At 41.6% G+C, this 12,389-nt stretch carries 9 protein-coding genes; 8 read left to right on the top strand and 1 reads right to left on the bottom strand.

The window, feature by feature from the left end; translation table 11 throughout:
* Positions 1-51: 51 nt before the first annotated feature.
* The 3 genes from FY557_RS14200 to FY557_RS14190 all read left to right on the top strand — a co-directional run bounded on the left by FY557_RS14200 (position 52) and on the right by FY557_RS14190 (position 4,457).
* Entirely contained in the window at positions 52-1,593 is a 1,542-nt protein-coding gene (locus FY557_RS14200; protein WP_149247900.1) for a protein adenylyltransferase SelO, read from the top strand.
* A 394-nt stretch (positions 1,594-1,987) separates the two neighbouring features.
* Positions 1,988-3,049: a hypothetical protein gene (locus FY557_RS14195; protein ID WP_149247899.1), complete on the top strand. Its 1,062-nt coding sequence runs from the start codon at positions 1,988-1,990 to the stop codon at positions 3,047-3,049.
* A 133-nt stretch (positions 3,050-3,182) separates the two neighbouring features.
* Complete coding sequence (locus FY557_RS14190; RefSeq protein ID WP_228451794.1) at positions 3,183-4,457, top strand: DUF6080 domain-containing protein; 1,275 nt, start codon at positions 3,183-3,185, stop codon at positions 4,455-4,457.
* 83 nt (positions 4,458-4,540) lie between these two features.
* On the opposite strand, the gene FY557_RS14185 is transcribed toward FY557_RS14190, so the two are convergent.
* Entirely contained in the window at positions 4,541-5,080 is a 540-nt protein-coding gene (locus FY557_RS14185) for an SPOR domain-containing protein (protein WP_149247898.1), read from the bottom strand.
* Between the two features lie 184 nt (positions 5,081-5,264).
* On the opposite strand from FY557_RS14185, the gene FY557_RS14180 reads away from it, so the two are divergent.
* Genes FY557_RS14180 through FY557_RS14160 form a run of 5 tightly spaced genes read left to right on the top strand, consistent with a single transcriptional unit; the run spans position 5,265 to position 12,382 of the window.
* Positions 5,265-6,632: a c-type cytochrome gene (locus FY557_RS14180; RefSeq protein ID WP_149247897.1), complete on the top strand. Its 1,368-nt coding sequence runs from the start codon at positions 5,265-5,267 to the stop codon at positions 6,630-6,632.
* Positions 6,633-6,655: 23 nt separating this feature from the next.
* Positions 6,656-9,718 carry a TAT-variant-translocated molybdopterin oxidoreductase gene (locus tag FY557_RS14175; RefSeq protein ID WP_149247896.1) on the top strand — a complete coding sequence of 1,021 codons (3,063 nt, stop codon included), beginning with the start codon at positions 6,656-6,658 and terminating at the stop codon, positions 9,716-9,718.
* Between the two features lie 25 nt (positions 9,719-9,743).
* The gene (gene nrfD, locus FY557_RS14170) at positions 9,744-11,141 is read left to right on the top strand and encodes an NrfD/PsrC family molybdoenzyme membrane anchor subunit (protein WP_149247895.1); all 1,398 of its coding nucleotides are present in this window, start codon (positions 9,744-9,746) and stop codon (positions 11,139-11,141) included.
* Complete coding sequence (locus FY557_RS14165; RefSeq protein WP_034691794.1) at positions 11,128-11,649, top strand: DUF3341 domain-containing protein; 522 nt, start codon at positions 11,128-11,130, stop codon at positions 11,647-11,649. The genes nrfD and FY557_RS14165 overlap by 14 nt, the downstream gene beginning before the upstream one ends.
* The gene (locus tag FY557_RS14160) at positions 11,642-12,382 is read left to right on the top strand and encodes a c-type cytochrome (RefSeq protein WP_149247894.1); all 741 of its coding nucleotides are present in this window, start codon (positions 11,642-11,644) and stop codon (positions 12,380-12,382) included. Before FY557_RS14165 ends, FY557_RS14160 begins: the two co-directional genes overlap by 8 nt.
* Positions 12,383-12,389: the final 7 nt, after the last annotated feature.

Raw genomic sequence — 12,389 nt, 5'->3', positions numbered from 1 at the left:
ACCTTTCAATCATTTGGAAGGTCTTTTCTTTTTAATTAATATCTTTGAAAGATGAATATTAAAAACATTATACAACCCTTTATAAAGAAATTCCCGGGAGATTTTTCGGGAAACCCCATGCAGCGGAATACGCCGAAAGTTCTCTTTTCCACTATTACTCCTGCCGGTTTTGATCATCCGAAACTTATTGCTTTTAATGAGAAACTATCGGAAGAAATCGGGCTTGGAACGTTTGAAGAAAAAGATGTGAACTTTTTGGTAGGTAATCAGCTTCCGGAAAACGTAAAGACCTATGCTACCGCTTATGCAGGGCATCAGTTCGGAAACTGGGCCGGGCAGCTGGGGGACGGGCGGGCAATCCTGGCCGGAGAAATTGCCAACAATTCGGGAGAAAGAAATGAAATCCAGTGGAAAGGTGCCGGCGCAACACCCTATTCCAGACACGCCGATGGAAGAGCCGTCTTACGATCCTCTGTCAGGGAATACCTGATGAGTGAAGCCATGTTTCACCTGGGAGTACCGACTACCCGGGCATTAAGCCTGGCTTTTACCGGAGAAGAGGTGCTGAGGGACATGATGTATAACGGCAATCCTGAACTGGAAAAAGGCGCGGTGGTTATCAGGACCGCCGAAAGTTTTCTGCGTTTTGGACATTTTGAGCTGATATCTGCCCAACAGGAATATAAGACACTGCAGGAACTCGCCGATTTTACCATTGAAAATTATTTTAAGGAAATCACCTCGGAAGGTGAACAGAAATACAGAGATTTTTTTGAAAATATATGCCGGAGAACTGCTGATCTGATGGTGGAATGGTATCGTGTAGGATTTGTCCATGGCGTGATGAATACAGATAATATGTCGGTTCTAGGCCTGACGATCGATTACGGACCGTATTCCATGATGGATGAATATAATCTGAACTTTACTCCGAATACCACTGATCTCCCGGGACGGAGATATGCCTTCGGAAAACAAGGACAGGTTTCGCAGTGGAACCTCTGGCAGCTGGCTAATGCACTTCACCCGCTGATTAAGGATGAAAAGTTCCTGGAAGAAATCCTGAATGACTATGGAAGTTATTTCTGGGAAAGCCATGACCGGATGCTGTGTCGGAAATTCGGTTTTGATCAACTGCTGACAAGTGATGAAAAGTTTTTCACCTCATGGCAGGGCCTGATGCAGGATCTTCAGTTCGATTATACCCTATTTTTTAGCTGCCTTGAAAATTATGATGAAACTACAGATCTTAAAAACCAGTTTGAAAATGCTTCTTACATTTTTCTGAATGCTGAGGATATTGCCAGGCTTCAGGATTTTATGGACAGCTATCGGCATAGACAGGAAAAGAACATCATCTCCCGGGAGAAATCTCTGGAACTGATGAGCAAGACCAATCCGAAATTTATCCTGAGAAATTACCTTCTTTACCAGTGTATCGAAGAGATCAATAACGGAAAAACGGAAATGCTGGATATGCTTACCCAGGCACTGGAAAATCCATATCATGAACTTTACCCTGAATTTTCCGTCAAAAGGCCTTCCGGCTATGATGATATTTCAGGGTGTTCAACGCTTTCGTGCAGTTCGTAAAACTTATTAATAACATCAGGCATTATTGTCATGACCTTACAGATTGCCAGTCGATCATCACAATCCTTTCAGCTTCCGAAAGGATTTTTTTTAATAAAAAGTAAATAGATGCTTGATCGCTTGATCATACTTATTTGAGTAAATAATTTTTATAAACTTTAAATATGCAATCAATTAATAAATTGATTCTTTGACATATTTTAATTAAGCATTTATTAACCAAATTAAAAACATTATTATAAATGAAATCAAAATAAAAGTAATTATTATATTTGCCTTACCAACTCATCAATTTATTAGATGATCAATAATTTGATTATGCGCCAGATTGAATAGAATTCATTGAACGTATTTTCCTATTTCAAATAATAAATATACCTTATAAAATTTAAACATGAAAAAGCAAGTATTTGTTGCAGTTGGTCTCTTCCTTTCCAACCTCATTTATTCCCAGGTTGGGATCAACACCCAGATTCCCAAGGCTACCCTGGAAGTAGCAGCAGGAAGCAGTAACGGAACCACTCCCGAAGGCTTTATCCCGCCACGGCTTACCGGAAACCAGATCCAATCTGCCGATCTTCAATACGGAACCGAACAGACCGGTGCCGTTATTTATGCAACTGCCGCTGTAACCGCAACCAGCCCGAAAACAACAAACATCAATGCTCCGGGATATTACTATTTTGACGGGAGTGCATGGCAAAAATTGGGAAGAATCTATACTGCAGGCAACGGCATTTCTCTAGCAGGAAGCGATGTACGTCTTGGAGGATCACTTTCCCAGGCCACGACTATTGCCAGCAATGGAAATGCTTTAAACATTATGGGATCCGCCTCCACTACTACCTTTGATGCAGCGGGAAATCTGGGAATCGGAGTTGCTTCTCCTTCACAGCTTCTTGACGTGAACGGCACAGCCCGCCTCCGCACGATTCCTTCTGCCGGCGGTACCGTGATGCTGACTGCCGATAATAACGGTGTTATCCGCAAACAGGCACTACCCACAGCTTCTGCACCGGTAATACAAGCCAGCTTTTCTACGAATGGCGTAAATCTTAATTCCGGGAACTGGGTCAATTATAACTATACCGGTACCTCCATCACCATTCCGGCCAACAGCAAATATATTGTGAGTACCACTCAGCTTATTACTAATTTTACTCTGATGCCAACCAACCAGTCCATCTGGGTACGAAGCAGCTTTTCAGACAGCTCCACTTCCTTTACTTTCAGTCCCGACATTGTAGGTTCGAACTTAATGAGTGGCAGCTGGGGTCCTTCTACCAAATTCGGGCTTCTTTCCGGTGCAATTATTCTGAACAATACTTCTTCCAGTGCCAAAACTTACTATTACTGGGTCGGCAGTGTAGATGTGAATGGCTATACCGGCACCATTGATCAATTTGGAGGATCTTCGTGGGCCGAAAACCAACTGTATGCAATTCCAGTAAATTAATGCATACAACCAAACGTTTAATTATGATTAGCGTTAAAAGTATTTTCCAGTAATTATACTGAATCTGCTTGATATTATAAAAACCCGTCATTTCTGATGGGTTTTATCTTTATTTTTGCAAAAACTTCCGCACGTGTTAAAGTTAAAAACAAAATCCATCCATTTTTTTAAACTGATTTTTCCGTCAACGGGGATTGAACTGATCGTTTTCCTGTTTTTTCTGGTAGTGTACGGATATTTAGGATCCTATATTGCAATTCACCATAAAATTATTTTTGATGCCAGGATTCCCTGGGACGCCTATTTCAGCTTTGATAACAAGTCGATCGTAATGACGGGCGGCAGCTTTGAAAGACACCCCCTGTCCTATTATTTTTTCAACTGGATCCGTGAACTGGCCCTGCTGTTTTCAGACGGGAAAATGGATGGCAATTTTCGTTTTGTGCTTGCCTGGTTCAGCAATTTGGCTGTAAGTCTGAGTGTTCTTCAGGTTTTTAAATATCTGAAAAACATCATTGGGCTGCCGTTATTTTTTAGTATTCCACTGATTCTGTTTTTCGGAGGGTTTTCAACCACGATCTTATTATCCTTTACTCCTGAAAACTTCACTTATACCCTTTTTCTTCTGACTTTATTTCATCACTATGCAGCCATAAAACTTAAAAAAGAAGAAAGAATTCCTGCATTAGCCCTGGCATTTTCGGGAATTACCATCGGTGGATTAACGGTCACAAATATCGTAAAGGTCTTTATTCCGGTTGCCTTTGAAAAAGGTCTTTTTAAAAGCTGGAAAAAATTTGGAAATGCTGCTTTCAGAGTGGGCTTCACCTGTGTATGCTTCATCCTGTTATATCTGAACCGGATCGATTTTAAATATGGAAACATACTCAGCAAGACCAATGAACAGTACGAAAAGTTTTCAAATGTCAATGCAACACCAACATGGGATATGATTCTCTCTTACTTCTTCGGAGGGAATATTCTGTTTTCAAATTTTATTATCCGTGATAAACATAACATGAACGGCTATCATTACAAAGGCATTATCATGGATGTTTATACTTCATGGATTCCTTACATTTTCATTGCCGTATTATGGGTTTTGATTTTATGGAGTTATTTGAAAAATTTCAGGAACAAGCCGGTCCAGGTTCTGATGATTTCTTTCGTGGCAGACATCATCATCCACTGCGTAATGAGATTCGGGCTTCATACCTCTTTTATTTATGGCGGCCATTTTGTTTTTGTGTATCCCCTGCTTTTGGGCTGGCTGTTCTACAGTTACCGGCAATCCCCTGGAATCCTGTCTTTTATAACGGCTGCATGCTGTATTTTATTCGTTTATCTGATGACCAATAATTATTTAAGAACAACTGAATTTTTCTGGTTTCTGAAGACGTATTATTAAGTTTCTACGTTAAAAACTTAGCCGGAATCCAAACAAAAAAAGCTGGGAAAATTCCCAGCTTTTGTTATTTAATTTTATAGTAGTTATTTTGCTTCGGCGCAGAAAATTCTGTACTGAACGGCTACTGCAGATTTAAAATATTCCCTTACTTTGGAGAGATCGGCGGCGGCGCTTTGCTTCGTGAAATAGCTTCCTGCAAGGATCTTGTAATTCGGTCTTAAAGAAGCATCCGTCTCTACTTTAAGATTAGGGAAACGCTTTCTGAAATAAGCTTTTACTTCATTGGCTTCTTCATTGCTTTTTACAATCGTAATCTGGATTTTATACCCTAAAATCCTGGGATTTTTCCTGCAGATTTCCGCGTTGGTGAGTTCCCGGCTCGGAATATAGATTCTGGAGGGTTTTGAAGAGACATAATCACCACCACTGTCTCTGGAAACAATTGATGCAGAAGTTTTTGCACATTTATCTTCTATGCTTTCCAACGCTGCATTTACCCTGGAATCCATCGTCATCGTAAGTTCCGTACCGGCCAAAGTATCCTTTTTTACAACCTGTTGTGCATCAATGCTGTAAAATGAAGCCAAAAACAGGAACGAAAATATTTTAATCAAATTTTTCATTTAAAGTTGTTTCCGCAAATTTAGACAAATTAAAAAATTATACCAAATAGAGTTATTTAGAATAATTACAAATTAAACGGAAATGACATTTTCCCCTTTCTATATACCGTTAAATTCCTGTTAAAAATATTATTTTTGCGGGATTGATTGAATGTTCAATATTTACTAACATAAGATAATTTAAATGATTAGTTGGAGAAAGCATTATAGACAAACGTTGATCGCAATAGGCTTATTGCTATCAACCAGTGCTTCAATTTACGGGCAGGACGGCGATCCTAAGAATGGTGAAAAGCTTTTCAAAGCGAATTGTACTGCATGTCACGCACTAGACAAACAAGTTGTAGGACCACCCCTCAAGGGTGTTGTAGAACGGGTAAAGACAGAAGGTGGCGTAGACAAGGACTGGCTTCACAAGTGGATCAAAAACAACAAGGAGCTTAGGGCTTCCGGAGACAAGTACGCCAATGAAATTTTCGAAAAGTACAACAAGACAGAGATGCAGGTCTTTCCAAATCTTACCGATAAGGATATTGACGACATCTTAGCTTACACCACTAATCCACCGGCACCGGAGCCGGCAGCAACAGATGCTGCGAAAGACACAACAGCTGCCGGAACGGCAAATGCAGCACCACAAAGCTCTACAACAACCAACGTAGTGATCATTTCCCTTTTAGCAATTGCAGGTCTTCTTGTTTGGATCTTGGTTAAACTGAGACAATTGGTAAAACTAGGCCAGTCTGAGGATCTTGCAGGACTTAACGAATCCAGGGTAAAATCTTTCAGCGAAATCTACGAGAAATACCACTATATCGGCAAGGGCCTTATCGCAATCCTTGCCATTTTAGCGGCTTACGGGGTATGGAACTGGCTGATGTGGATCGGGGTTTACAAAGGGTACAAGCCGGAACAACCGATCTATTTCTCACACAAGATCCACGCTGGTGAACAGAAAATCGACTGTCAGCTTTGTCACTCCAGTGCCAAATACGGAAAAGTATCTGAAATTCCTTCAATGAACGTTTGTATGAACTGTCACCGGACCATTTCCGAATACAATGCCGAGCACTATATGGAGCCAGGAAAAGACAAAGCATTCTACGACGGAGAAATCCAGAAAATCTATGCAGCTACAGGCTGGGATCCTGCAAAACAACAGTATACAGGAAAAACACAGCCGGTTGAATGGACAAGAATCCACAACATGCCGGACTTCGTATACTTCAACCACGCACAACACGTTGTAGCAGGAGAACAGGCAATCATCAATTCTTTCAACAAAAAGAATCCTAACAACAAAATCGATGTGGTATGTAAAGCCTGCCACGGAAAAATCGACACCATGAACGTTGTACAGATGGCGAACGACTTTACAATGGGATGGTGTATCGAATGCCACAGAACAACAGAAGTTGACATGAACAACGGTTATAATAAAGAATACTTCAAGAATCTACACGACAAGCTGAAAAAGCAGTACCCTAAAGATGGTGGTAAGATTACAGTAGATGCAATTGGAGGTATTGAGTGTGGTAAATGTCATTATTAATAACTAAAAATTAGAAGTATCAAATGGCTTCAAACAAAATACAATTTAGAAGTATTCATGAACTTAAAAATCCGGCTTTAAACAATAAGCTGGCTCAAAAAGAGTTCCAGGAAGAAATTCCTGTAGAAGATTTCCTTGAAGACGCGGAAAATAACGGTTCCGGTACTTCAAGAAGAGATTTCTTAAAACTATTAGGATTCTCTACAGCAGCCGTGACCCTGGCTGCCTGTGAAGCTCCGGTAATCAAGACGATCCCTTATGTGGTAAAGCCGCATGACATCATTCCGGGCATTCCCAACTATTACGCTTCAACCTATTTCGACGGATTCGATTTTGCAAGTGTTCTGGTAAAAACAAGAGAAGGAAGACCTATCAAAATAGAACCGAACCCGGCAGCGGGTGATTTAGGGAAAACCAACGCAAGAGCTCAGGCCAGCGTACTGTCTCTTTATGACAATGATAAAGTAAAACAGCCTAAATTAGAAGGGAAAGACGAAACTTTCGATAAAGTAGACAGTTTTGTAATCAAAGGATTGGAAGAGGCTAATGCAGCCGGTAAAAGAATCGTATTGTTATCGCATTCTTTTGCTTCCCCTACTTTCAAAAAACTATTCGCTGAATTTAAAGCAAAATATCCTACTGCAGAATTAGTAACCTATGATGCGTATCCTTACGCGGCAGGTCTGGACGCAGCTCAGGAAGTTTTCGGAACAAGAGCATTGCCTGTTTACGATCTTAAGGGAACTGAATTGGTTGTTGCTTTCCAGGCAGATTTCTTAGGAGATTATAACGGAGGTAGCCTTGAATCTTCTTACGCGGCAGCAAGAAAGCCGGGGGCAAATATGTTGAGACACATTCAGGTGGAATCCAACATGTCTCTTACAGGTGCTAATTCCGATGAAAGAATCAGACTAAAGCCGAGCCAGGTAAACAAAACATTGGTTGAAGTATACAACGCTGTTGTTGGCGGCGGTTCTTCCGATAAAACGGCTAATGAAATTGCAAAAGAACTTCAGACAAAAGGAAGCAAAGCAGTTGTTTTTGCTGACGGCTCCAAAGGAGCGCAGGTTTTAGCCCACTTAATCAACCAGAAATTAGGATCGGTAGCTTTTACTGGAAAGGCGAACTTCCTTAAAAATTTCGATAAGGCAAGATTCCAGGAATTCCTGGGATGGGTAAATGCAGGTCAGGTTGGTGTATTGATCGCAAACAACGTAGACCCGATTTATTCTTATTATAAAGGAGAAGATTTCAAAAAATCTTTAGCTAAAGTTCCTTATGTAATCGCAGTTGCCGATAAGAAAAATGAAATGTACAAAGCGGCGAAAGCGGTAATCCCTGTAGCCAACTGGCTTGAATCATGGGGAGATATCGAGCCTCAGAGCGGTGTATATTCATTAATGCAGCCTACCATCCAGAAAATCTACAAATCAAGACAGATCGAAGAATCTCTATTGGTTTGGAAAAATGGTAAAAACAATGCTGCCAACAATTATTATGATTACCTGAAAGCAAGTGCTTCTTCTATTTTAGGAGGAACTTCTTTCAACAAAGCTTTATATAACGGGATCAATACTTCTTCAAATGCTACGACGTTGGCTTATGCAGGAGGAAACGGAGCTCAGGCTGTTGCCGAAGTAAGCGGTTTCAAACCTTCCGACCTGGAATTGGTATTGTACACGAAAACGGCGATGGGAGACGGTACACAGGCCAACAATCCTTGGTTGCAGGAATTACCGGATCCACTCACGAGAATGTCCTGGGATAACTACCTGACGATGTCTCCGAAAGATGCCGAAAGATTAGGAATCGACAATGATCTTAACGCAAGAATGCAGCTTGACGGCTCTATTGTTAACCTTACGGTAAACGGAGTTACGATCAAAGATGTTCCTGTATTTGTTCAGCCGGGACAGGCAGAAGGATCGGTAGGTCTTGCGCTTGGTTACGGTAAGAAAAATTCAGGAGCAACAGCGGATACAGGGGTAAATGCTTATCCTTTATTCGACGGTTCCAACTTAGCGGTTTCCAATGTTAAAATCGAAAAAACAGGTGAAGACCACGAGTTTGCCGGGATCCAGCTACAGAATACCCTGATGGGACGTTACGAAATTGCGAAGGAAGTTCCTTTGGCTGATTTCTTAAACGTAGCATTCGATGATGAGCATAAAGGATGGAACAGACCTTTGGAATACCATACCATCAGCGGAGCACTTCCTGCAAGAAAAATCGATCTTTGGGATGCTTTTGATGATACGGACGGACCTCACTTCAATATGTCAATTGACCTGAACTCATGTACCGGCTGCGGATCTTGTATCATTGCCTGCCAGGCAGAGAACAACGTTCCTGTTGTAGGTAAAGAGGAGATCAGAATGTCCAGAGATATGTACTGGTTAAGAATCGACCGTTACTATTCTGCAAGACAGAAAGTAGAAGTATATGAAGGATTAAAAGAAGGAATGGCCGTTCCTGAATTGTACGGAACAGCATTTAGCAAAGAAGGCGGTGCATTGAACCACCCTGCGGATAATCCAGATGTGATCTTCCAGCCGGTAATGTGTCAGCACTGTAACCATGCACCTTGTGAAACAGTATGTCCGGTAGCGGCAACTTCACACGGTAAGCAGGGGCAGAACCACATGGCTTACAACAGATGTATCGGTACAAGATATTGTGCAAACAACTGTCCTTATAAAGTAAGACGTTTCAACTGGTTTACGTATAACCTGAACGACAAGTTCGATTTCAACATGAATAACGATCTTGGAAGAATGGTACTGAATCCGGATGTTGTGGTAAGAACAAGAGGGGTAATGGAGAAATGTTCACTATGTATCCAGATGACTCAGACTACTATTCTTGAAGCTAAAAAAGAAGGTAGAATCGTAAAAGACGGAGAGTTCCAGACAGCATGTTCAAAAGCTTGTACTACAGGATCTATCCAGTTCGGAGATATGAATGACAAAGAATCTGAAATCAGAAAATTATATGCTGATAACAGAAGATACTATTTACTTGAAGAGATCGGAACCAAGCCAAACGTGTTCTATCATACGAAAGTAAGAAACAGAGTAGAAAAATAAAGTTTAAATAATAAATAGGTAAAAAATGTCAGGACATTACGAAGCTCCGATAAGGGAACCTCTAATTATTGGTCACAAAACTTATCACGATATTACGGAAGATATCGCACGACCTATCGAAGAAAGAGCAGGCAAACTATGGTGGATTTCACTATATGCAGCCCTGGTTCTATTCATCTATGGATTCGGGTGTATCGCGTATACCATCGGAACAGGTATTGGAGCATGGGGACTTAACAGAACTATTAACTGGGGTTGGGATATCACTAACTTTGTATGGTGGGTAGGTATCGGTCACGCCGGAACACTAATCTCAGCGGTATTATTATTATTTAGACAGCGATGGAGAATGTCTGTAAACAGATCTGCGGAAGCGATGACGATCTTCGCGGTAGTACAGGCAGCCATCTTCCCGGTAATCCACATGGGTAGAGTTTGGGTAGGATATTGGGTATTCCCTTTACCGAACCAGTTCGGGTCTCTTTGGGGGAACTTCAACTCTCCTCTACTTTGGGACGTGTTTGCAATTTCAACATATTTCTCGGTATCTACCGTATTCTGGTTCATGGGATTGATTCCTGACTTTGCAATGATCAGAGACAGAGCCAAAACACCGTGGACTAAAAAGATTTATACATTCCTTGCCTTCGGTTGGGGTGGTAAGGCAAAACACTGGCAGAGATTCGAAGAGCTTTCTTTGGTTCTTGCAGGTTTGGCTACACCGCTTGTATTCTCGGTACACACCACGGTATCTTTTGACTTCGCCACGTCGGTAATTAAAGGATGGCACTCTACGATCTATCCTCCTTACTTCGTTGCCGGTGCGATCTTCTCAGGATTTGCCATGGTACAGACGCTGTTGTTGATCGCGAGAAAAGTATGTCACCTTGAAGATTACATCACGATGTACCATATCGAAATTATGAACATCGTTATCATCTTAACCGGTGGTATGGTAACGGTAGCTTATGCTACAGAATATTTCATCGGATGGTATTCAGGATCAAGATTCGAAGACTTTACATATCTTTCTCCGGGTGCTGCCGTAGGACCTTACTGGTGGGCATTCTGGGCGCTGATTACTTGTAACTTGATTATCCCTGCATTCTTCTGGTTCAAGAAAGTGAGAACCAACATTATTGCAACTTTCATTATTGCACTGATCATCAACATCGGTATGTGGTTTGAACGTTTTGACATTATCGTTATCAACCTTTCAAGAGATTACTTACCTGGATCTTGGACGATGTTTAAGCCAACGATCATTGATGTGGGTGTATACTTAGGAACAATTGGGTTCTTCTCTGTATTATTCTTATTATACGCAAGAACATTCCCTGTAATCGCACAGGCCGAATTAAAATCGATTTTGAAAATCTCAGGTGAAACTTATAAAGCAAAAGAAGGAGATGAGCACCACTAAAATTGTATACGGACTTTATGCCGACGACGACGATTTGATGAACGGCGTTAAGGCATTCAACGATAAAGGAATCGCAATCAACGAAGTATATACTCCGTTTCCGGTTCACGGGCTAGACAAAGCTTTAGGTTTAAAGAAAACAAGAATTTCTGATGCCGCCTTTCTTTACGCTCTTTACGGGGTGACGATCGGAGCTACTTTAACCTGGTATGTGATGAATCACGACTGGCCGCAGAATATCGGTGGTAAACCGGCTTTCGACTGGGGACACAATATGCCTGCATTCGTCGTACCGATGTTCGAGCTTATGGTATTCTGTGCCGCTCACATGATGTCATTGACATTTCTGGTAAGAAACAAAATGTATCCCGGAGCACCGGCACAAAACCCGGATCCGAGAACAACGGATGATAAATTCATGATGGAATTTGTAACTGAGGATGTAGAATCTGTAAAGCAGTTGCTTATTGAAACGGGAGTTGAAGAAATAACGGTTAAAGATGCTTAAAATGAAAAAGAATGTATTAAGAATTACAGCAGTTTTAGGTTTAACAGCCGTTTTACTTAACTCTTGCGGACCGAAAGACAATACACCGCTGGTTTATTTCCCGGATATGTATTTCCCGGTAGCTTATGATCCATTAATGAAAGCTCAGGATGCCTATTCAGATCATGAAAATGAAATCCCTGCTTTTGTAAGAAACAACGGAGCTACAGGGCTTACCCCGGTAGAAGGATCTGTTCCACAGAACAAAGACGGTATTTTTGAAGAAGCTTTGCTTCCTACAACACCGGATCAGTATAATGCAGGTTATGACGCTTCCAAAACAGTAACCGCCTCTCCTTTGAATCCTGCCAATGCAGCAAAGGATCTTGAAAGAGGGAAAAACCTTTTCGAGAAAACTTGTGGCGCTTGTCACGGTGTAGGCGGTGACGGACAGGGGCCAATCGTACAATCCGGAGCTTTCTCCGGTGTGCCGAACTATGCTGACAGGGAAATTACTGTAGGGTCTGTTCATTATGTAATAACAAACGGTAGAAATGCGATGGGATCGTATGCTGGCCAGCTGAATGCAGGAGACCGATGGAGAGTAGCCATGTATGTGATGAATGCCTTCAAAAAAGGAGCTGCCGCACCTGCTGCTGCAACCGCCACGGCTACAGCCACTACAGCATCTGCAACCGCAGCCCCGGCTACAGCTGAGGCGAAACCAGAAACGACTACCGAAACTAAAAAATAAGAAAAGA

The sequence above is a fragment of the Chryseobacterium sp. SN22 genome (assembly GCF_008329705.1).
Taxonomy (GTDB): Bacteria; Bacteroidota; Bacteroidia; order Flavobacteriales; family Weeksellaceae; genus Chryseobacterium.
Note: the sequence above shows the minus strand (reverse complement) of the source record. Positions and strands in the feature narration are given on the sequence as shown.

Bases quoted from the DNA above. Each gene is read 5' to 3' on its own strand.
- FY557_RS14200 (WP_149247900.1), top strand. From the start codon at position 52: ATGAATATTAAAAACATTATACAACCCTTTATAAAGAAATTCCCGGGA.
- FY557_RS14195 (WP_149247899.1), top strand. From the start codon at position 1,988: ATGAAAAAGCAAGTATTTGTTGCAGTTGGTCTCTTCCTTTCCAACCTC.
- FY557_RS14185 (WP_149247898.1), bottom strand. From the start codon at position 5,080: ATGAAAAATTTGATTAAAATATTTTCGTTCCTGTTTTTGGCTTCATTT.
- FY557_RS14180 (WP_149247897.1), top strand. From the start codon at position 5,265: ATGATTAGTTGGAGAAAGCATTATAGACAAACGTTGATCGCAATAGGC.
- FY557_RS14175 (WP_149247896.1), top strand. From the start codon at position 6,656: ATGGCTTCAAACAAAATACAATTTAGAAGTATTCATGAACTTAAAAAT.
- nrfD (WP_149247895.1), top strand. From the start codon at position 9,744: ATGTCAGGACATTACGAAGCTCCGATAAGGGAACCTCTAATTATTGGT.
- FY557_RS14165 (WP_034691794.1), top strand. From the start codon at position 11,128: ATGAGCACCACTAAAATTGTATACGGACTTTATGCCGACGACGACGAT.
- FY557_RS14160 (WP_149247894.1), top strand. From the start codon at position 11,642: ATGCTTAAAATGAAAAAGAATGTATTAAGAATTACAGCAGTTTTAGGT.